Origin of the sequence: Chromobacterium sp. CV08 (assembly GCF_051129845.1) — a bacterium.
GTDB lineage: Bacteria > Pseudomonadota > Gammaproteobacteria > Burkholderiales > Chromobacteriaceae > Chromobacterium.
On sequence record NZ_CP150453.1, the window covers coordinates 2,056,076 to 2,076,640 of the forward strand.

25 protein-coding genes are annotated in these 20,565 nt (G+C 59.4%); 13 read left to right on the forward strand and 12 right to left on the reverse strand.

Features of this window, described 5'->3' with window-relative positions:
• Window positions 1–393 precede the first annotated feature (393 nt).
• The 3 genes from WNM05_RS09955 (at window position 394) to WNM05_RS09965 (ending at window position 2,749) form a co-directional block, all read left to right on the forward strand.
• Window positions 394–1,554, forward strand: a complete 1,161-nt coding sequence (locus WNM05_RS09955) for a lytic polysaccharide monooxygenase (protein WP_434634623.1) — start codon at window positions 394–396, stop codon at window positions 1,552–1,554.
• 71 nt (window positions 1,555–1,625) lie between these two features.
• Window positions 1,626–2,147 (forward strand): cytochrome b, encoded by a 522-nt coding sequence (locus tag WNM05_RS09960; protein ID WP_434634625.1) that lies wholly within the window; start codon window positions 1,626–1,628, stop codon window positions 2,145–2,147.
• 212 nt (window positions 2,148–2,359) lie between these two features.
• A complete protein-coding gene (locus WNM05_RS09965) occupies window positions 2,360–2,749 on the forward strand; it encodes a hypothetical protein (protein ID WP_434634627.1) in 390 nt (129 codons plus the stop codon).
• Window positions 2,750–2,836: 87 nt separating this feature from the next.
• On the opposite strand, the gene sctW is transcribed toward WNM05_RS09965, so the two are convergent.
• The 7 genes from sctW to WNM05_RS10000 all read right to left on the reverse strand — a co-directional run bounded on the left by sctW (window position 2,837) and on the right by WNM05_RS10000 (window position 7,152).
• A complete protein-coding gene (sctW, locus tag WNM05_RS09970; RefSeq protein ID WP_434634629.1) occupies window positions 2,837–3,943 on the reverse strand; it encodes a type III secretion system gatekeeper subunit SctW in 1,107 nt (368 codons plus the stop codon).
• 181 nt (window positions 3,944–4,124) lie between these two features.
• Window positions 4,125–4,712, reverse strand: coding sequence for a type III secretion system domain-containing protein (locus WNM05_RS09975; protein ID WP_011136136.1), 588 nt, complete (start codon window positions 4,710–4,712; stop codon window positions 4,125–4,127).
• Window positions 4,709–5,434, reverse strand: coding sequence for a type III secretion system inner membrane ring lipoprotein SctJ (gene sctJ, locus WNM05_RS09980; RefSeq protein WP_011136135.1), 726 nt, complete (start codon window positions 5,432–5,434; stop codon window positions 4,709–4,711). Before sctJ ends, WNM05_RS09975 begins: the two co-directional genes overlap by 4 nt.
• Complete coding sequence (sctI, locus tag WNM05_RS09985; protein WP_011136134.1) at window positions 5,434–5,772, reverse strand: type III secretion system inner rod subunit SctI; 339 nt, start codon at window positions 5,770–5,772, stop codon at window positions 5,434–5,436. Before sctI ends, sctJ begins: the two co-directional genes overlap by 1 nt.
• A gap of 22 nt (window positions 5,773–5,794) precedes the next feature.
• Window positions 5,795–6,076, reverse strand: a complete 282-nt coding sequence (locus tag WNM05_RS09990) for an EscG/YscG/SsaH family type III secretion system needle protein co-chaperone (protein WP_011136133.1) — start codon at window positions 6,074–6,076, stop codon at window positions 5,795–5,797.
• Entirely contained in the window at window positions 6,073–6,288 is a 216-nt protein-coding gene (gene sctF, locus WNM05_RS09995; protein ID WP_011136132.1) for a type III secretion system needle filament subunit SctF, read from the reverse strand. The genes WNM05_RS09990 and sctF overlap by 4 nt, the downstream gene beginning before the upstream one ends.
• 9 nt (window positions 6,289–6,297) lie before the next feature.
• Window positions 6,298–7,152: an AraC family transcriptional regulator gene (locus tag WNM05_RS10000; RefSeq protein ID WP_080509009.1), complete on the reverse strand. Its 855-nt coding sequence runs from the start codon at window positions 7,150–7,152 to the stop codon at window positions 6,298–6,300.
• Window positions 7,153–7,309: 157 nt separating this feature from the next.
• Here WNM05_RS10000 and WNM05_RS10005 point away from each other — a divergent pair, with 157 nt between their 5' ends.
• The 10 genes from WNM05_RS10005 (at window position 7,310) to WNM05_RS10050 (ending at window position 14,566) form a co-directional block, all read left to right on the forward strand.
• Window positions 7,310–7,864 (forward strand): secretion protein EspA, encoded by a 555-nt coding sequence (locus tag WNM05_RS10005; RefSeq protein WP_011136130.1) that lies wholly within the window; start codon window positions 7,310–7,312, stop codon window positions 7,862–7,864.
• Window positions 7,865–7,931: 67 nt separating this feature from the next.
• Window positions 7,932–8,735 (forward strand): secretion protein EspA, encoded by an 804-nt coding sequence (locus WNM05_RS10010; RefSeq protein WP_434634633.1) that lies wholly within the window; start codon window positions 7,932–7,934, stop codon window positions 8,733–8,735.
• Window positions 8,736–8,805: 70 nt separating this feature from the next.
• Window positions 8,806–9,171, forward strand: coding sequence for a hypothetical protein (locus WNM05_RS10015; protein WP_434634635.1), 366 nt, complete (start codon window positions 8,806–8,808; stop codon window positions 9,169–9,171).
• Between the two features lie 30 nt (window positions 9,172–9,201).
• Entirely contained in the window at window positions 9,202–9,762 is a 561-nt protein-coding gene (locus WNM05_RS10020; RefSeq protein WP_011136127.1) for a secretion protein EspA, read from the forward strand.
• Window positions 9,763–9,827: 65 nt separating this feature from the next.
• Entirely contained in the window at window positions 9,828–10,313 is a 486-nt protein-coding gene (locus WNM05_RS10025) for a SycD/LcrH family type III secretion system chaperone (protein WP_011136125.1), read from the forward strand.
• Window positions 10,307–11,818, forward strand: coding sequence for a type III secretion system translocon protein (locus WNM05_RS10030; protein WP_115610135.1), 1,512 nt, complete (start codon window positions 10,307–10,309; stop codon window positions 11,816–11,818). Before WNM05_RS10025 ends, WNM05_RS10030 begins: the two co-directional genes overlap by 7 nt.
• A gap of 11 nt (window positions 11,819–11,829) precedes the next feature.
• The gene (locus WNM05_RS10035) at window positions 11,830–12,585 is read left to right on the forward strand and encodes a hypothetical protein (RefSeq protein ID WP_011136123.1); all 756 of its coding nucleotides are present in this window, start codon (window positions 11,830–11,832) and stop codon (window positions 12,583–12,585) included.
• A gap of 70 nt (window positions 12,586–12,655) precedes the next feature.
• Window positions 12,656–13,255 (forward strand): hypothetical protein, encoded by a 600-nt coding sequence (locus tag WNM05_RS10040; RefSeq protein ID WP_434634639.1) that lies wholly within the window; start codon window positions 12,656–12,658, stop codon window positions 13,253–13,255.
• Between the two features lie 61 nt (window positions 13,256–13,316).
• Window positions 13,317–13,745, forward strand: coding sequence for a secretion protein (locus tag WNM05_RS10045; protein WP_434634641.1), 429 nt, complete (start codon window positions 13,317–13,319; stop codon window positions 13,743–13,745).
• A gap of 230 nt (window positions 13,746–13,975) precedes the next feature.
• Window positions 13,976–14,566: a DUF4113 domain-containing protein gene (locus WNM05_RS10050; protein WP_434635140.1), complete on the forward strand. Its 591-nt coding sequence runs from the start codon at window positions 13,976–13,978 to the stop codon at window positions 14,564–14,566.
• Here WNM05_RS10050 and WNM05_RS10055 read toward each other — a convergent pair.
• The 5 genes from WNM05_RS10055 to WNM05_RS10075 form a co-directional block, all read right to left on the reverse strand.
• The gene (locus tag WNM05_RS10055) at window positions 14,563–15,723 is read right to left on the reverse strand and encodes a hypothetical protein (RefSeq protein ID WP_434634643.1); all 1,161 of its coding nucleotides are present in this window, start codon (window positions 15,721–15,723) and stop codon (window positions 14,563–14,565) included. The genes WNM05_RS10050 and WNM05_RS10055 overlap by 4 nt on opposite strands.
• Before the next feature lie 304 nt (window positions 15,724–16,027).
• A complete protein-coding gene (locus WNM05_RS10060; RefSeq protein WP_434634645.1) occupies window positions 16,028–17,278 on the reverse strand; it encodes a hypothetical protein in 1,251 nt (416 codons plus the stop codon).
• Window positions 17,279–17,412: 134 nt separating this feature from the next.
• On the reverse strand, window positions 17,413–18,207 hold the full coding sequence (gene nudC / locus WNM05_RS10065) for an NAD(+) diphosphatase (protein WP_434634646.1): 795 nt from the start codon (window positions 18,205–18,207) through the stop codon (window positions 17,413–17,415).
• 26 nt (window positions 18,208–18,233) lie between these two features.
• A complete protein-coding gene (locus WNM05_RS10070) occupies window positions 18,234–19,367 on the reverse strand; it encodes a YbdK family carboxylate-amine ligase (RefSeq protein WP_434634648.1) in 1,134 nt (377 codons plus the stop codon).
• Window positions 19,360–20,565, reverse strand: a complete 1,206-nt coding sequence (locus tag WNM05_RS10075) for a cation:proton antiporter (RefSeq protein WP_434634649.1) — start codon at window positions 20,563–20,565, stop codon at window positions 19,360–19,362. The genes WNM05_RS10070 and WNM05_RS10075 overlap by 8 nt, the downstream gene beginning before the upstream one ends.

The following is a 20,565-nucleotide window of genomic DNA, read 5'->3' on the forward strand; positions in this document are numbered from 1 at the left end:
AGAAAATGAGTATGACATCAAAAATACTTGCTATGATAACAGGCTGGATCACTGGGTGAGTAAATCATCATTGTGAATTGAAGAGCAGCCATTTAATCAGAGAGTCGCTCAATTTTCATCATCCAGACAGCGGCCATGTTCCATGAGGGGCATGGCCGTTATTATTTTTCTGATTTGCCGGCTCTGAATATAGAAGAATTCGGCTGGTTTCAAAAGAAAATGGCCCCGAGATCAGATAAGGTCTTGACCGAGCAAGGCATCTGAAATCCCGTCTCTCAACAGGCATAAGCCAGCAGTCAAGAGACATCACGCGTTCAGGCGCTGTATCCAATGCCTTGCAGTGAATGACGTTCGTGTTTTTGGTATCTCAATATCAGATCAAGGGGTCTTAAAATGAAATTAGCTTTCATGCCCGCGGGCATTGCTATCGCCTTGGCAGGCTTGAGCGGCGCGTCATGGGCGCACGGCACCATGGAGGTGCCCGTCAACCGGATCTACAGCTGCTATCAGGAAGGCGCGGAATCGCCGAAGACGCCCGCGTGTCAGGAGGCCAAGCGCGTCGGCGGCACGCAGGCGATGTACGACTGGAACGGCATCAATCAGAACCCGCCTGGCGACAATCATCAAGCCGTGGTTCCCGATGGCACGCTGTGCGCGGCCGGCCAGTCGAAATTCAAGGGTTTCAACCTGGCGCGTACCGACTGGCCCGCCACCAATATCGTGCCGAACGCCAGCGGCAATTTCGAGTTCATCTATAAAGCGCCGGCTCCGCATGCCACCAAATACTTCCGGTTTTATGTGACCAAGAACGGCTGGAATCCGAGCCAGCCGCTCAAGTGGTCTGATCTGGAACTGTTTGGCACCTATAACGGCAATCCGCCGCTGGACGCCAGCCAGCGCTATCACATGACCATGAAGCTGCCGACCGGCAAAACCGGCCGCCACATCATCTACAACGTGTGGAAGCGTTCGGATAGCGAAGAGGCCTTTTACTCCTGCTCCGACGTCAACTTCGGCAACGGCGGCCCGCAGCCGGAGCCGCCGCCGATCTCCAATCCGTGGAAGGAAGTGGGCAGTGTGACCGCTCACGAGAACCTGCCGAACAAGAGTTCGGTGACGCTGCGCATCTTCGACGGCAGCGGTCGCGATGTGGAGAGCCACAAGGTGGATCTGAGCGCCACGACCGGCCAGGCGGCCAACTGGCCGTACGAGCTGGGCGTCAAGGTCAACGCCAGCTCCCAGATCGGCCGCATCGGCGTGATCAGCAGCAAGCAACGCACCGTCACGATCAACCCGGTCCGCAGCGCCACCGCCAACCGCGTGTGGCTGAATGAGCGCTATAGCGGCTACCGGTACCAGATCGACATCAAGAAAGGCGATGACGGGGTTACGCCGCCGCCTGCCGGCGATGCATGGCGCGAAGGCGTCGCCTACGCCGTAGGACAGGTCGTCAACTATCAGAATCGCCGTTACCGCTGTCTGCAGGCTCATACCGCTTGGGTTGGCGCGGGTTGGACGCCGTCCACCACGCCGGCGCTGTGGACTCCCGTCTAAATAAAGGCGCGCTTGGAGAGGGTTCGGGAGGCGGCATGCCGCTTCCCGCCATCCTGCCGATTGGAGTATTCATGAAACGTTATCCCCCTTTGGCGATGGCGCTGCATTGGTTGTGCGCCGCCGTCATGCTGTGGGCGCTGCTGAGCGGATTCGCGCTGGCCTCCGGCATTCTGCCGCCGGCCCTGGCCAAAGCCGTGCCGCCGCTGAACGTCGCGCTGACCACCTTGCTGGTCCCGTTCTGGTTGTTGCGCTTGCTCAACCGAATCCGTTTCCGCATGCCGCCGCCGGCGAGCATGCCGGCGCGCGGATGGAAAATGGCTCGCCGCGGGCACTTGGCGTTGTACGCACTGGGATCCCTGTCCTTGCTCAGCGGCATGTTGATGATGGAGCGCGCGGTGGATGTGTTTGGCTGGTTCACCCTGGCCGCGCCGCTGCCGCCTGGATCGCTGACGCGCGGATTCGCGCGGGTTCATTTCGCCAGCAATGCGGTGTTGGCCCTGGCGGTAATCGCCCATATCGCGGCGGTCGTCCTCCATCATCGCCGGGGTCTGCCTATCCTGTGGCGCATGAGGCCAAGTCAAACCGAACTATGATAGCGCATGCTTCATTTTTGTGCGGGGCATGCAGCGACGATGATGGACGTCATTCAGTGCTGGCGATCCGTTAACAAATAACGGATTTTGTGTGATGCCACCTTGCGATACGACTGGTGCCGCATGTGTCATGCGTCTATACGACAGTTGTTATGCGTCGTGTTCTATGATCTGTAATTGCGAACATGTGCTTTCTAAATTAGGAGTGTGAAATGAAGAAAATGGCTGCAATGGCAGTTTTTTTGATTTGCAGTTTGGGGACGTCGGCGGCAAATGCCGGCGCCGGAGTTTCCATCGATATTGGGCAGCCAGGTTTTTATGGCCGCCTAGACATCGGAAACTATCCCCATCCGCAAGTGATTTCTCCGCGCCCCATCATCGTGCGTCCGGGTTATGGCAGGCATGAGCCGATTTATTTGAGAGTCCCTCCCGGACATGTCAAGCATTGGAAGCGTTATTGCCATCGCTATAACGCGTGCGGTGAGCGTGTCTTCTTCGTTCGGGATGACTGGTACCGCCAAGTCTATGCGCCTCGGTATCGAGAACATCATCGCGGCAAGCATGGCGGGCATCATCGCCATCATCATCGGCATGAGCGGTAAGTACGGTACTTTGCTGGGTTGCCGGAACAACAGGCGCTGTCGGATCTCCGAGCGCCTATTGTTCATTTCTTTGGCTTGCCGGTCTGCTTATTCTTCGTCCGCCAGCTGTTCTTGGTATTCCAGAAACGCGGCCAGTATGGTTTCGCGTTGGTCTATGTCTTCGAAACAGTCATCGGGCAGCAGCTTGACCAGTTCTCCCATCCGCCGGGCATAGCCATGCCGGCTGTGTTCTTCCGGCATCAGGGCGTCGGCGCGGCTGGATAGCCAGTCCGGATACACCCAGGACTGTTGAATGATTTCCAGCAGCTCCTCAATGATGCGGTTGCCGTCCAGTTCCGGGATGGCCAGCGCTTTGGCTACGCGGTCGCAATGATCTTCCATCCCCAGGAATTGCAGCACCCGTTTCAAATCGGTGATGACCGCGGCCAGGCGGATGTCGGTGGCGCCGCCTTGCGCGGACAATTCGAAAGCCAGCGCCCGGATCAAGGTCTTCAATTTGCGCTGGCGGTCATCCATCTGACGGAACTGTCCAAACCAATAGACTAGCCCTGACTGACGGCTAGCCGCGCGCTGGTATAAGCGGCGCAGCTCGGCCAGGCCGCTCTTGCCGACAGCGCCGAACTCCAGGTGGCTGAATAGTTGCAGCGCCCAATCCTCGTCGTCCATCACCCGGTCTAGCGCTTCTTCCAGGCGCCGACGGCGCGTGGGGGAAAGGCCGTCCTTGCCCAGCATGGCAGCCAGCAGCAGGGCCATCTCGCCAGCGTCGAACTGGTGCTGGCGCAGGCTGTTGAGCAGATCATCCACTTCTTCCACCGCCTCGATGCCAGGCACGCGTTGGCGCAGCTCTTCCAAATGGTCTGGGGCGGTCGCCGATACTTGTTTGGCAAGACGCTGCATCATGGAGCGCGGCCGGGCGCGGTCGGCGCTGGAGGAGAGGCCACGCATCCTTTCCCTGGCCTGCGTGCCCAAGGCGAAGCTCATGTTTTCCAGGGTTTCCGCGCAGCTTTCCTCCACGGGGAAGATGCTGCCGAGCTCCTGCATGTCGGTGCCGAGCTCGCTTTGCGCCAAATTGAGGACGGACTGGGCAGGCAACACCTGGGTGGCGGCCAGAGGCTTGGGTTTAGCCTGAGGAGGCGTGGAAGGCTGGACCGTCGTTTGGGGGCGCCGAGCCGTGGGGTCGATTGGATTGATCATTGAGGATGTCCTTGGTGTGGGCCGCAACTGAGACCTGCGTAGACGCGAGGCCTGTGTCTGGAACCGCTACAAAACCCCTGATGCTGCGTTGCGACTTGTACTGCCTACGTCGGCGCGCCTTGCCTCAGACGCTTGGCTGGGTTTGGTTAGCAGCTCTTATGCCTGATGCGGGCGGGGGCGGTCATAAAAAGCGTCCGATCCGAATCAGCCATGAGATGGCGTCGCCCATGGCCGGCATGGCTTCAGCGGGACCGGGCGGCAACAGTATCGACAGTGCAGCTTGCACCGGGCAGCTAGGATCGGCGCTTCGCCACCAGCGTGTTCCTAGGTCCAGTGCCGCAGCCGCCACTTGTTCCGGCGCCAGGTTTGGTTGCCGGGGGGCGGGGAAGGCGCTCAGCGCCAGCAATTGATCGCAGCCGCGTTCGCCCAGGCAGGCAGCCAGCGGGCGCCGGTAGCTGCCCAGCAGCAAGTAATCCGGACACTCCATGGCTAGCAGTCCCAGCGCGGTAAGCACGCGGGGCAGGCGCGACTCCAGTGCCAGCATGGCTTGCTGTCGCGGGGTCAGCGATGCGGGCAGAGGCGTTTGCGGAAAGCCGCGCCGATTGGCGATCAACCGGTCCAGCGCCGGACGACAGACTGGATGGCGCTGGTAGCTTTGCTGCCAGGGCCGCAAGTCCAGCTCATGCCACCAGCCTTGGTCCATCCAGGCGCCGGCGCGCCAAGCCAGCTGATGCAACCGTTGCAGTTCGGCGGATATCGCGGGTTTCATGATGCGGCCGTGCGCCGGCGCCAGGCCAGCACACCGATGGCGGCGGCGCAGCCCAGCAGGGTTAGGCCGCCGACAAGCCATATGGCGTATTTCCGCAGCCAACTCTGCGTGTTTTTAGCTGGTTGCGCGGTAGTCGCGGTTGGGCGATAGCGATAGTCGGCTGCTTGCAACACCACGCTGATGTTTTCCGAGCGCAGATTAGGCACGCCAGTGTGGATCAGCCGTTTGATATCGGTTTCGCGACTTTGCATATTGATGCCGGGGCTGTACTTGATGAAGACCGAGGCGGACGGCGCAGGCGCCTCCCGCCGGTTCTGGCTGACGCTTTCCGCGATGGAAACCTGGGCGCTGATCACGCCGTCCATGCCGCGCAGCATCTTTTCCAGCAGCTGTTCCTTCAGATAGCCGATCTTGGCTTGTTCTTGTGCGGGCGAAGTGACCAGTTGGCCGGAGGGAAACAGATCCGCCATGGTTTCGGTGCGCTTGCTGGGCAGACCATGCTGGCGCAGCACTTCCACCGCATCGGTGAACTGCTCTTTTTCCACCCTGACAGTGACATTGCCTTCCTTGATGATTTTCTTTTCGGCATCGACATTGCGCAACATTAGCAAGGCCAGCATCTGGTTGGCTTCATCCTCGCTCAGTCCGCTATACAGGTCCACTTTGCAGCCCATCAGGCTCATCAGGATCAATAACGGCCATAAACGGCGGAGGGCTTTCATCACTGCATGCTCACCAGTTTGTTCACGCCTTGCGACAAGGCGCCCGCGGTTTTGGCCACCAGGTCCACTTCTACGATGGAGTGCAGCAGCTTGGATTGCGCCGCCAGCATTTCGGCCGGATTGTTTAGTACGCCTGTGGTAGCGCGCGCGTTGTCAATCGCTTCGCCTATGGCCTGGGATTTCGTTTGCAAACCGCCAGCGGCGACTTCTTCCGGGGATTGGGCCGCATGGCCGAACATGGCGCGAGTGAACGCATCCACATCGGCCGCGGCCGGCACTGCGGGAACCTGTTCCATGCTGGCTTGAACGGTGTGCAATTTGACTGCATCGATTTCCATTGCAATGACTCCTAAAAGAGAATTAACAGATGCGCCGCGATTGCTGCACATGCATGCTGTTGATGAGGCGGCGCAGCATTCCGGCCTCCTCGGAGTGGTCGTTGCGCAATAAAGAGGTTGCCGCTTCCGTATGCCCCATGCCGAGCAGTAGGGTGGCTTCCACGATTTTCCGCGCATGCGTGTTTTCGGTTAGATGCGGCATCGCCAAGCGAATAGAATCTGCCTCGTCATATAAGCCGTGATTCACGGCGGCTAAGCCGGTTTCTACCACTAGCCGGCAAATATCGGTTGCGAGTAATTTCATATCTTCTGAATAATCCCTGACAACATGTCTTTCACCGCCCGCATAATGGCGCTTTCGTAGCTGACGAATACCGAATACTGTTGAATGGCAAACTGTGCTTGCAGCATTCGGGCGGGGTCGTTCAAATCGGCGGCGGTGACTTTCGATTGCACCTCATTGCCGGCTTGTTCAACCAGTTGTGATAATTGACTGGTGATGGCTTCGATATCCATGAACTGTCCTTATGTTTCTTTATCACGCAGCTTGCCCAGTGCTTGCTGTCTAAATTGCTTGGGGTTGCATTGAAAATGGCGCCGAAAGCTATCCGTGAAATGCGCATGGTTTGAAAAACCGCATTCCAGCGCCACATCCAGCACCCTCATCGAGGTGGTGAGCAATAGCTTTTTGGCATGCGTCAAACGATGCTCCAATATCCAGCGCTTGGCGGGCTTGCCATACGCCTCCTGAAACAATTGGTTGAATTTCCGCAGTGGCATGCCAAATCGATCAGCCAATGTGGAAATGGACCATTGTTGCAAAGCATTTTTCTCAATGAATTCGTAAAAATCCTTATTTCCAGCTATGCAGCTGCGCAGCAATGCCGAGAAGTAAGCTCTATCCAGATTCAAGCAGTAAAGATAAGCAAAATACAGGAAGGAGGAGGGCGCCAACTGGGAAAGCGAGGCCAATACCTCAGTTGCATTGCAGTCTGTTTTTACTATTTTCACCGCTTCCTTTTTGAAGGTTTTCTGATTGTCTGCTTCCAGTAATTCGACGACTTCCGGGAGAAGCCGCTGCAAATCCGAGGCGAGAAAATCCAGAGACAGCATGGCATTCGGATGGCTATCCGTAGAAATTCGAGCTTTATTATTTGTGACAATCAGGCAGTGTTCTGGAAAGGCGTAAGTATCCTCTTGGATGGTTATTTCACCTTTACTCCTGCTGATTATGAGTCGAATCGCTGGCATCTCAATCCTATGCGCGCTGTTGTAACGTGATGCATGATCTATCTTTGCTGTGTCAAGCGGCATCCGGTGATCACCTGATATCTGGATGACCTCCTGCTCCGGGGTGTTCGAGATGGCAGGATAAGTCATGTGCAAAAAAACAGAATATTTGTCGCAGTTCTAGAAAATATTTGCCTGGTGGTTTTGTATCATGCAGCAGTCGAAGTTGAGGCGCAGATTGTGTGGCGATAATGACTTTGATAGTGAAAAGCATCAATTTTAATCTTGAATTTTTAAAGGTGACTATATGTCCAGTATTAATGCTCAAGGCGGTGTGCAACCTGCATCTATTACTACCGATGAGGTGATCGATAACGATCACATCGAGTATCTGCGCGCGGCGCGGAACTACTCGCTGCTGGGCCAGGCCATCGCCACGATGGAAGAGGTCATGCTGCTGTTTACCGAACTGTCCAATGCCAAGTTCGCGCAGATGTCGAAGAAAATGGAAGTGTCGCGCGATGCGCAGGAAATGGCCAATAAAGTGGAGGCAGTGCTGGCAGGCATCACCGACCCCAAAGATACCAAGAAACTGCCTCAGGATGTGCTGGATTATCTGAAGGCTAACGGCATCAGCGTGGATTCGGTGGAAAACCTCGAGGGCGATCTCAGCCAGGCGGATCTGACGGCAGTGAAATCTGCGCTGGAGTCCTTCTCCGGCCGCGCGTCTGACTTCGTGCAGCAAAGCCAGTTGAAGATGCAGCAGCTGATTCAGAACTTCAACACCGCGGTGACCATGGCCAACAGCCTGCAGAGCATGAACGCGGAATCGACCAAGTCCATCGCCCAGGCTATCCGTTAATGGATAAAGGCGGGCGGGTCAGTGCGCGGCGCCTGCCTCCCAATACCACTCTTGAAAGGAAATATCGATGAACACTACCGTAAACCAAACTACTCCCGGCGTAAACGCGCTCACCACTGGCGCTGCAGACTCCAGCGACAACAATGACTACCTGCGCGCGGCGCGGAACTACTCGCTGCTGGGCCAGGCCATCACCACGATGGAAGAGGTCATGCTGCTGTTTACCGAACTGTCCAATGCCAAGTTCGCGCAGATGTCCAAGAAAATGGAAGTGTCGCGCGATGCGGCGGAAATGGCCAATAAAGTGGAGGCGCTGCTGGCCAGCATCACGGATCCCAATGGCAAAGTCTCGCTGCCGGAGGATGTGATTGAGTATATGCGCCAAAACGGCATTCCCATCAATGGAATGAGCATTGATAAATTCCTTAGAGGCAACGAGGGCAACGATGGTGGTGCCAAGCTGGATTCGCTATGGGCGCTGAATAATATTGATTCTTATATCAAAGGTATTGTCGGATGTTCTAATGCATCGGCTGAGCAGATCGCTAAAGATCTGGATGCTGCCGGCGTCAAGATCGATGGCCAGAAAGCTAGCGATTGGCTGAAGAATCAAAAAAACGAAGACGGCACTTATAACAAAGAGTCGATGAAGAAATTGGTCAATGCTGGGCGGCTACTGGGTAAGGCTGACTTGACGGCGGTGAAGTCGGCGCTGGAGTCCTTTTCCGGCCGCGCGTCTGACTTCGTGCAGCAGAGCCAGCTGAAAATGCAGCAGCTGATTCAGAACTTCAACACCGCGGTGACCATGGCCAACAGCCTGCAGAGCATGAACGCGGAATCGACCAAGTCTATCGCCCAGGCTATCCGTTAATGGCTGAGCAGTTGGCTGCCGCGTGCCGGCAGCCAAACTGGAAAGCCCGCAATGAACAGGAGGCATTCCAATGAATGAAATGACGCAATTGAAATCCATGATCGACGGTTTGAAAAAACGCCGGATGGGTTTCAAGAAACAGCTGGACGATTTCAAGGCGTTGCAAGGCGAGATCGCTGCATTGGAGGCGCGCGCAGGATCGGATCCGGTGGCGCGCGGCAAGTTGCAAAAGCTGGAGGCGATGATGAAGTCCGGCGGCGAGCAGCTGCATCAGCAAATCGTATCTAAGGTTGCCATGGCGGAAAAAACCTTTTCCCAATTAGGCAAGCAATTGAAGCAGCTGGCGCCAGAAGACGATGCCAAGGCTAGCGCCATGGCCGAACCAGTCAAGGCCGCTCCGGTTCTTGCCAAAAAACATCGCCGTTCTTTTGTTTAAATCACGTTAATTTAGTAAGGAGTTTTATTTATGAGCACTGCAATCTCTTCGATCTCTTCCTTCAGCAACGGCCAGGTGGATTCTGTCGGCAAGGCTGGCGACGGGGACAATATTGACTACCTGCGCGCGGCGCGGAACTACTCGCTGCTGGGCCAGGCCATCGCCACGATGGAAGAGGTCATGCTGCTGTTTACCGAACTGTCCAATGCCAAGTTCGCGCAGATGTCGAAGAAAATGGAAGTGTCGCGCGATGCGCAGGAAATGGCCAATAAAGTGGAGGCAGTGCTGGCAGGCATCACCGACCCCAAAGATACCAAGAAACTGCCTCAGGATGTGCTGGACTATCTGAAGGCTAACGGCATCAGCGTGGATTCGGTGGAAAACCTAGAGGGCGATCTCAGCCAGGCGGATCTGACGGCAGTGAAGTCCGCGCTGGAGTCCTTCTCCGGCCGCGCGTCTGACTTCGTGCAGCAGAGCCAGTTGAAGATGCAGCAGCTGATTCAGAACTTCAACACCGCGGTGACCATGGCCAATAGCTTGCAGAGCATGAACGCGGAATCGACCAAGTCTATCGCCCAAGCCATCCGTTAAGCCACGACATGTTGCCGGGTGGTCTTGTCTCCGGCCGGCGCGTGTCAGTACAAGGAGTTTATTTTATGACTGATATCCATCATCAGCCTGAGCAGACAGACGACGAGTTGTACCGGCATTTCTTCTCGCGCGGCGGCTCGTTGCGCTTGCTGGCCGACATTCAGGGCGAGGACCTGGAGTCGCTGTACGGCTATGCCAAGCAGCTGTTCGATGGCGGCGAAATCGCTGCCGCCCGAAATGTCTACCAGTTGCTGAGCACGCTGGACCACTGGAATTTCGACTACCTGCTGGCGCTGGGCCTGTGCCATCAGCGGCTCGGCGCGCACAACGAGGCCGTGGTCTGCTTCGGCCGCGCCGGCCTGATCAAGGTGGACGACCCGCGCGCCGCGTTCTACGCCGGCATCAGCTATCGGCTGGACGGGAATGCGGAGTATGCGAGCAAGGCTTTCAAGGCGGCCATCAACTGGTGCGGCGAACAAATCGATTATCAGGCAATCAAGGCCAGCGCCGTAGACATGCTGGCTCTGCAACAGGAGGAAGTACCATGCTGATCGCACTCGATCGTTTCATGCCTGGCGCCGGCTTGCCGGCTGATTGGGCGGAGAAGGAAGAAGGAAAAAGCGGCGCCGCCCGCAAAGTCGGCGATGCCGTCAAGATGGTCTCCAGACCGTTGGCGGAGGTGCAATCGCAGCAACTGGGGCAGTTGGCTTCGCCGCGTGCCGCCAAGGAGCCGGTATCCCGGCAACAGGCAGCCGATGCGCTGGGCCGGATCATGGGAACTATCGATCAAGCCTCCGGCAGCGATGGCGCGGCCAAGGTGCCGGCATTCAGCTTGTCGGAGATCGAAAAGATTCCGATGGACTCGATGATCATGGCTTCCACGCTGATGACCTCGCAAATGCTGGGCGATACCGCAGCAGTCAAGAGCAAGGCTCTCGACATCATGAGTACGAAGCAGGAAGCGCTGCGCAAGAAGGAAGTGGAGAACATTCGGGAACAGATGAACAAGGCCATCGAGCAGCAGGACAAGGCCAAGAAGGCTGGCATTCTCAGCGTGGTTTTCGACTGGGTGGTCGCTGCGGTGGAGGTGGTGACTGGCGTCGCCAAAATGATAGGCGGTGTGATGACCGGCAATGTGATGCAGGCTGCCGGCGGTGCGATGGACCTCGTTGCTGGCATGGCGGGTCTGGTCAAGGCTATGGCTAATACGATGGCGCTTATTGACCCGGAGAATGCCGAAAAATACCAAAAGGTAGCGGACATTGCTGGAAAAATTCAATTGTCGTTTGAAATCGCCGGAGCAGTGGTGGACGTTACCAGTGCGGCGCGCAATCTGTTGGTGACCAAGATGATTCCGAAAGTCGCCGGCAAGGTACTGAAAGAAGGCGCGGAGCAAATGGTCAGTACAGCCATCAAGAAAGGCACGGCAGGCGCAGCCAAGAATGCGGCAAACGCAGTTGGCAAGCAAGTGGCGGATCAAGTCGCGACACAAGTTGCACAAGCGTTGGGCAAGGCCGCTGTCGATGCCGCCAAAGCCACCACCAAGAAGACAGTTGAGAAGTTCGCCCAGAAGTTTACCAACCAGATGCTGGAAAGGTTCACCCACGAAGCGATAGAAAAGATGGTGAGCAAGTCGGTGGAGAAAGTCATCAAGAAGGCTGTCAAGGAAGGTGTGGAACTGACTGCCCAGGAGGTCACCAAGCGAGTCGTGAATCAGGTATTCGCGGACGTGGTCAAGGCTACGATCAAAGCGACGCTGAAGGCACCGGCGCTTGTCGTGTCCAGCACGGTCCGCGGAGTGGCGGCAGGTGCAAAGGAGATCATGGTCGGTGAGATCGAGAAACAGCGAGCCAAACTGCAAAAGGAAATCGATTTGTTGATTCTGGATCAGCAATGGCTGCAGAGCTTCTTCGAGTTCTATGAGCAGGAAAAGAAGGAAGTCATCAAGAAGACGCGCGAACTACTGGACAGCAAGAGCCAGGTGATCGATGACGGCCTCCAGGCGATGAGCCAGGCAGCTTCCACCCAGGCGCAGATCGCGTCTTCCATGGTGTAGAGGGGAGAGAGATGACGGATTTTTCGGTGGCTAGATTTAGCCAGAGTACAGGTGCGAATGGCGTCCCCGGGGAGTATTCCGTCAACTCGAAAAAAACCGGCGAACTACCCAAACTGCCAGAGTTGCAAATCGGCGCCGATCCATTGCACAACGTTCTCAATGACCTGAAGTCGCTTGATTTCGAGTCTTGCGGCCTGGAAGCGCCGATCCCGGATGGCCTTAACTACACGGTGCAGTTGCTGGCCGGCAACGAGGGCTTCGGGGCGCTGGACTTGCATGGCACGTTCAGCATCGGTGATCTGATGGCCAAGCTGCAAAGTTTGTATGGCCAGCAGCGCGAAGGTTTTTGGGCGATGCAGGCGGAGTTGCTGCCCTTGGTTGCTGCTGTCGCGCTGCTTGCAGTTCAGCAGCGCAGCGAGGCGGCGGAGCTCAATGCCCGGGCGCTGCAGGAAAACGCGGCGAGCGAGGTGGTTGGAGGCGCCGGCCAAGTGTTCTCCGCGGTTGGGGGAGAAACAGCTCGAGCAGTAGCGAGCAAAGGCGCGGCGCAAATCAGTGAAGCTATCTCCCTTCATGCCGTGGGCCATGAAGTGCAAGGCGCGCAGGAGGAAACGTCGGGAGAGTTGGCCCAGAAGCTGGCAAACAGTATCGGCCAACATCTGGCCAATGATGCCCGACAGGAAACTGCGAATCGGCAGGAGTATATCCCATTGATGGAGGGGATGATCGCTGTGTTAGCTAAGGATGGCCAAAGCTGGGTTCGCCGGTGAAGCACAAGCAGTGAAATCAATTATCGTGACACCACAAAGTGGCACGCAACATTTGTTTAGGAAAGTTATCATGATGGATATTAACAAAGTTGGAGTCTCGAACACGGTACCAACCGTCCCACAGCAGCTTTCGGGACAGAGTGTGGATAAGGGCAGTACTGGGGTATATGCCACCATAGACAACCTGATTGCGATGCTGCAGAAAATGAACATCGATATCCGCGACATGGAGCGCGATTTCCATGCCGCTGGCCAGCAGCTGGCAGCGGCTGTCCAGTTAAAGTCGATCGATACCAAGCTGGAGAGCATCGAACTTAAGTACAAGGCTGCGTGGAAGAACGCCAGCGCTAAAGTCCTGTCAGGATTTTTGAGTGCGGGCGGCGCGGCCATCGGAGGAGTCGCGGGCTCGGGGGGAGACCTGATATCCACGGGGCTGTCGGGGGTGGGCAAAGCGGCGGAGGGCGGCATTAACTGGGGTACCGCTAGCCTAACACGCGATGCTGAGCAGAAGAATATTCTTGGCGAATTCCAGGCTGATCATGCTGCCGAGCGGTATAAAGCGTTGAGTGCCGCTGCCGATAAGGCGGCCGAAGCATCGAGCCGCATGCATGATTTGACGCGTCAGCTGATGAGCATGCAAGAGCGAATGATGTCGGCCGTCAAAATTTAACTCCACTTATGAATCGTGAGCGGATATGGGTTTCCCCATGTCCGCCGAATGGAGAGTCGAAATGCAAGAAATGAATATCAAACTGGATGCCGTTACACAATTCCTGCAGTCGCAGGGGCTGGTCCCTGAGGCAGAGTATTTTGGAAATAGCCATGTTTTGATTGGACAGCGAGTAAAAATGTTGGATTGTGAACTGGTTTATCGTTTGGAGGATGAAGAGCTGATTATTTGCGACTTCGTCGCCAAACAGCCGGTGGAGGGTTCCGCTAGCGCCGTTTCGGCTTTTATCCATCTGATCCATAAAATTGAAAAATCGGTTCCCAAGGTGAAGCGGGTGCGAGGGCTGTTTTTGGAAAGCATGACTCGGCCTGAGCTGAATCAGATCCGGACGCGACTGTCCAAAGTCCTGGAGGCTCAAGGTGCCATGTGGCGGGACATCGATGGAGAGTTGTGGCTGGTCTATGAAACTGGGCTGGCAAAGGTCGTATAGATGCTGCATCCTGAACGATTATCTGAGTAAACGCCTCTGGAAACTTACCCGTGCCCTGTGAGGGTTTGGGTAAGCTTCTGGAAGAGGTGACCTCCTCCAGCAAAAACGTAGCGGCGAAAAGTAGAGATTTCTGGCAAATTTAAGCCCATCCGGGCAGGAGATTTGTCATGAAAAAATCGAAGTTCACCGAAGAACAGATCATCGGCTTCCTGCGCGAAGCGGACGCGGGAATGTCCATTGCCGAGTTGAACGGCATCAGCTGCATCGAGCTGGACGAAGCGGCGCCGGAGCGGCAGCAGATCATTTCCAGCCGCTCCTTCGGGGAGAAGGCGCGCGATTTCAATGTGCTCGCCGCCGCGGTCAGCCACCATATCGCCACGGCGGGGGAGAAGCTGCGCGCGCAGCGCGGCGTGGCGCGTCTGGTCGGCGTCGGCATCCGTACCAGCCCGTTCGGCGACGACGGCTACAACGGCTATACCGTGGTGCCGCTGCCTCAGCCCAGCGACGACTCGATGACGCTGACCCGCGCGGCGCTGTCCGGCCTGCGTTCGATCTACCGGCGCGGTCCGCGCTATCAGAAGGCCGGGGTGGTGTTGATGGAGATTTCACCGCGGGCGCGCCTGCAGGCCGACCTGTTCGGCCCGGCGCCCGATCCGCGCAGGCAGCGCCTGATGCAGACGATGGACGCGATCAACCGGACTTTCGGCCGCGGCTGCGTCAAGCTGGCTTCGGAGGCGCTGACGCCGGACTGGGAGATGCGGCAGGACGTGCGCTCGCCCTGCTATACGACCCGGCTGGACCAGGTGCTGGCCGTGTCCTAGCGGCGGCCCGGCAGCGAGGCGGCGCGCTGCGACTTCACCAGCAGGAAGCGCGAGAAGGCGTCGATGCGGGAGGCGTTGCTGCCGTCCTGTATGCCGGCGTCGCCCATCATGGTGTAGTAGGCGTCGGGCCGGAACAGGGCGGTGAACAGGTAGCCGCTGCGCAGGTAGTTGGTGTCCTTGCTGTTGCCGGCGCCGGTGGTGCCGTTCAACCGGCCTGCATAGTGGCGGTCGCCCAGGCGCATCACGTCGACGACGGTGTTGGCGATCGGCGCCAGCTGCGCGGCTTTCAGGCCGTAGCGTCCGCTTTGATACAAGCGGTACAGGCCGGCGCTGTCCAGGCTGCCGTGGCTGTTGTCCTCGCCGGCGGTGTCGGGCATGGCGTAGCCCCAGTCGTAGGCGGGACGACCGGCCTTGTCGGTGTAGCGGGTGAGGCCGGACTGGAGGAACCAGTCCAGATTGGCCTGCAGGATCTGGTCGTAGCGCTTGACGCGCGCCGGGTCGTCTTTCAGCAGCTCATGCGCCTGGGCCAGGTTGAGGAAGCCGTAGCCGAACATCATCTGCTGGTTCCACGGCACAGGCTGGCCGCCTTTGTACGGCGCGTTGGCGGCGAAGTACATGCGCTTGCCGTCGTCGAGGTTCAGCAGCGATTTCAGGATGTGCTGATCGACCGTCTTGTCGGCCTCGGAGAGATAGGTCTTGGCGCGCTGCAGATAGGTGGCGCCGAAACGGAAGGGGTCGCCGCCGGTGACTTTCTGGTTGTAAACCGCGGTGGTTTTCAGGATCTGCCGGGCGCAGCTGCCCAGGTGGCCCACCGGATCGCCCTGTTCGCCGCCGGTCTGGATCGGGCTGACGTCCGGCTTGTTCGGCCATATCGGATCGATGCGGTCGGTCCAGATCACTCGCTGGCCAGCTGGCGCCGGCAGGATGTCGTTGCGTTCCGACAGCAGCGCGTCGCAGAAGGACACCATCTTGTCCAGCAGGGGCTGGCTCGGCGCGATGTCGTAAACCAGGCTCATGGCTTTCAGGTTCTCGCCGCTGGGGCCTTGCGCCCATTCGTTGTTGAGGTTGGACGCGCCGGGTTGCAAGCCCTGCGCGAAGTTGACGAAGGACTGGATCTCGTTGCGGGTGACCGGCCCGTCCAGGCTGTCCACGGTCATGGCAGCTGCTCCCGCGTTGGGGCAGGCAAGAAGCAGGCTTGATATCAAGGCAAGGCTTAGCAGATATTTTTGTTTCACGATTGGCTCTTTTATCCGGAAGTAGACTAGGCAAGCAGCACTTTGCAATGCTTTTCTTGAGCAAATATTCTATTTGAATTGCTGGCGGAGCGGGGGGTAGCCGCGCGCGGTTTTATTTGTATGGGTTGAGGGATTGGCGGATGTTGATTTTTGGCATCACGCATCTATTTGTGAGCGAATCATCCGCGCTGCCGAGGCGGGCAGATGATTCGCCGGCTGGCTCAGATCAATGCTTCTTGTCCTTGCTGGCGTTGCCGCTGGCGCGCAGGGATTTGATTGTCAGGAAGTTGGCGTAGACGCCGGCCGCGCCAGAGGAGCCGCCGTCCTGGATGCCGGCGTCGCTCATCATGGTGTAGTAGGCGTCCGGGCGCGACAGGGCGGCGAACATGAAGCCGGCGCGCAGGTAGTTGGTTTCGCCGCCGTGCTTGCTGGCGTTGTCGCTGCTGCCGTCCACCCGGCCGGAGTAGTCGCGGTCGCCCAGGCGCATCACGTCGAACACGGTGTCGCCGAACGGCTCCATCTGCTTGGCGGCGAGGCCGTAACGGCCGCTCAGGAACAAGCGGTAGAAGCCATACACGTCCATGCTGCCGTGATTGCAGTCCTCGCCGTCGGTGGCCGGCATGGCGTAGGCCCAGTTGTAGGCCGTCTTGCCAGCCTTGTCTGTATAGCGGGTGAGGCCGGACTGGAAAAACCAGTCGAGATTGGTTTTGACGATGGCGTCATAGCGTTGGACGCGGGCCGGGTCGTCCTTCAGCAGCTCATGGGCCTGGGCCAGGTTCATGAAGCCATAGTCGAACATCATCTGCTGGTTCCACGGCACCGGTTTGCCAGTCTGGTACGGCGAGTTGTCGGCGAAGTACATATGGCCGTCCTTCATCGTCAGCAGCGATTTCAGGATGTGTTGGTCCACCGTTTTGTCGGCTTCGGCGAGATAGGTCTTGGCGCGTTGCAGATAGGTGGCACCGAAACGGTAGCGGTCGCCGCCGGCTACGTTTTGCTTGTAGAGCGCCGGAGTCTTGAGGATCGCGCGGGCGCAGCTGGCCAGGTGGCCCACGGGGTCGCCTTGTTCGCCGCCGGTCTGGATCGGGTATTTGTCGGGCGTGTTGGGCCATACCGGGTCGATGCGGCCGGTCCAGATTTTGCGCTGGCCGGCGGGGGCGGGCAGGATATCGTTGCGCTGGGACAGCAAGGCGTCGCAGTAGCTGGTCATCTTGTCCAGGATTTCCTTGCGCGGCGCGATATCGTAAACCTGGGACAACGCCTTCATAGCCTTGCCGTCGTCGCCCTGGCTCCATTCCTCGCCCGATTCGGAGAGGATGGGCTGCATGCCTTGGATGAAGTCGACGAAAGACTGGATCTCGTTGCCGGTGACGGGGCCGTCCAGGCTATCCACCGTCATGGCGGCGGCTTGCGCGCCGGCGCATGCGGCGCCGAGGTACAGCGCCAGGGTCAGTTCACGGGCGTGTTTTACTTTCATATGGCATTCCGTTTTGGCGAGTAAGAGGCCTCCCGCGCGGGTTTGAGCGGGAGGCAGTAAGCAAAACGGAACGATGGCCAGACGGGTTTACTGGATGACGGAGTTAAATAAAATTTAATATTCCGCCAGAAAAACTACATGGCATTGTTGCGAATCAGCTCGCGTCCATGCGCGATCAGGTGATGGGCGATAGAGATCGGGGTGGGCAGCATCGGCAATGCGTCGATATCGAACCAGCCGGCATCCTCGATTTCCCCTTCCTGCGGACGGATGTCCCCGCCGTCGTATTCGGCGGTGAAGGCCAGCATCAGCGAGTGCGGGAAGGGCCAGGACTGCGAGAAGGCGTAGCGCAGGTTCCTGATGCGGATGCCGACTTCCTCCCAGGTTTCGCGGTGCACGCATTCCTCCAGCGTCTCGCCGGGCTCGACGAAGCCGGCCAGCGCGCTGTACATGCCGGGGGTGAAGTGCGGACTGCGCGCCAGCAGCAGTTCGCGGCCGCGGCGGACCAGCACCATCATCGCCGGCGAGATGCGCGGATAGTGGACCTGGCCGCAGCTTGGGCAGTGCCGGCCCAGCTGGTCGTCGCCGACGATCAGCGGGGTCGCGCAATGGCCGCAGAAGCGGTGGCTGCGCAGAAACTGGCGCAGTTGGGCGGCGCGCGCCGCCGCCGGAATCTGTCCGGCCGGCAGCGTCGTCAGCGCCGGCCGCAGCGCCAGCCACTCGCCGTCCCGCGGCGGCTCGCCGACCAGTTCGGCGAGAAACAGATTGCGCCCTTCGTGGATGCCGAGGAAGCGCTGGCCGGTCAGCGCGCAGCCGGCCGGCGGCAGGGAAGGCAGCTCGCCGTCCAGCAGCCACAGCCGGCCGCCGTCGAAGACACACCAGCGCGCGGGCAGTTCCGGCGCGGCTTGTTGCGGAAGTTCAAAAGGCATGATGCGAGGGGCATGATGGGAAGCGCTCAGTTTACGCCGACTCCCGGCGGCGCGTACATCCAGTGTTCGCTCTGGCGCCGCACCACCTCGTTGAGCGAGCCGCTCTGCTCGTAGACCTGGCGCAGCCAGCGGCTGTCGCTGTGGCATTTGAGCGCCCGCTGCCGCAGCGCGGCCAGCTGGTTCCGGCTGTTCAACGCCTCGGCGTGCGGCTCCAGCGCGCGCAGCGTCTCCAGCAGGTCCTCCTGCAGGCCCTGCTGCTGGTTCGAGCGGGCGTCGACCAGCACGCCGTCGAAGCCGAAGCGGCAGGCCTGGAAGCGATTGTAGCTGTAGGTCAGATACGGCTCGGCGCTGATGTCGGACCATTCCTCGGCGAAGCAGCGCCGCGCCAGCATCTGGGCATAGGCGGCCAACAGCACCGGTGTCTCTATCGACAGCGGGGTGTCGCAGATGCGGATCTCCACGGTGCCGTATTCCGGCTTCGGACGGATGTCCCAGTAGAAGTCCTTCATGCTGGCGACGATGCGCAACGATTCCATCCGCTCGAAATAGCCGTTGAACGCCTGCCAGCTGTCCACCAGCGGCATGCAGCCGGACAGCGGGAAGGCGTTGACGCTGGTCAGCCGCGAAGTCTGGAACGAGGTGTCCACGCCCTGGTAGAACGGCGACGACGCCGACAGCGCGATGAAGTGGGGAATGTAGCGCGCCAGGTAGTGGGTCAGCCGCACCGCGGCGTCGCCGTCCGGACAGCCGATATGGATGTGCTGGCCGTAGACGGTGAACTGCTTGGCCAGATAGCCGTACAGCTCGGACACCAGCTGGTAGCGCTCCTTCGGATAGATGCGCTGGTCGTCCCAGTGCTGGAACGGGTGGGCGCCTCCGCCGGCCAGGCCCAGGTTCAGCTTGTGCGCGCCGTCGACCAGCAGCTTGCGTATCGCCAGCAGCTCTTCCAGCATCGCGTTGACGTCGCTGTGGACGGCGGTGCCTATCTCTATCATGCCCTGGGTGATTTCCGGCTTGATGTCGAAGCCGTGCGGCTTGCGGTTGATCTGCAGCAGCAGGTCGTCGGAGCCGCGGGTCAGATTGTAGTCGCGGCGATTCAATATCATCAGTTCCAGCTCCACGCCCAGGGTGAGCGGCTGGCTTTGGCTGAATTCAAGCATGGCTGGCTCCTGCGGTTTCGCCGGCCAGGCGCAGCGCCAGCCGGGTGAGGATGGGGGCGGCGATCTCGTTGATCATCAGCGCGGCCATCAGCGCCGAGCTGAAGCTGGTGGCGGCCGAGCCCAGCGACACCATGCCCAGGCCCAGCAGCAGCGCCGAGCCGCTGTTCAGCGGGCTGAGCGCCAGTCCGAGCAAGGCCCCCTGCCTGCGCGACAGGCCGTTGGCGCGCGCCGCCAGCCACCACACCAGCATGCCGATGCCGCTGCGCAGCAGCAGGCACAGCAGCGCCAGCTGCCAGTGCGAAGCCAGCGCCTGCGGCGACAGATAGGCGCCGGCGGCGACGAAGAAGGCGACGGTGAACACATGGCTCAGCGACAGGATGCCCGGTTCGCTGACGGTATAGCCGTGGCGCAGCGTGCGGGTGCTCATGCCGGCCACCAGCAAGGCCAGCAGCGCCAGCAGCGCCAGCATGTCGGCCACGCCGACGACGAGGGCGATCAGGCCGAACAGCAGCACGCGCTGCGCCTCGCGCTGGTGGCCGCCCAGCCAGCGGTTCAGCAGGGTGGTGACCAGGCCGGCGGCCAGGCCCAGCGCGACCGAGCCGAGTATCAGCCAGCCGGGCAGCAGTATGCCTTCCTCCACCGTGTGATTGGCCGACAGATGGCTGTAGGACAGCGCCAGCGCGAAGCCTATCATCGCCAGCACGCTGGACAGCGCGGTGGCGGTCAGCAGCCGTTCGCTGACCTGGCCGTCGGCGCGCGACTCGCGGACGATCTCCAGCACCACGATAGGCGAGGTGGCCATGCCCAGCGCCGCCAGCATCAGGCTGGCCGGCGCGCCGAAGCCGCTGCCGTTCAGCAGCGCGTACAGCGCCGCGAACACCAGCAGGCAGTAGAGCAGGGTGGTGGCCAGCAGCGTCTTCTCCACCCGCAGCCAGCGCAGGTCGACGCGGCGGCCGGCCTCGAACAGCGCGATGCCCAGCGCCAGCTGGACGAAGAGCGAGGCCTCGTTCAGCAGTTGCTGGTTCAGCAGATTGAGGCTGTAGGGGCCGATGATCAGGCCGGTGACGATGTAGCCGGTGATGGCGGGCAGGCGGGCGACGCGGACCGCGATCTGCCCGCCGATCACGCCCAGGGCCAGCAGGATGCCGAACGCCGCCAGCGGGTTCAGCATCAGCTCGTGCCAGAGTGGAACGGTCAT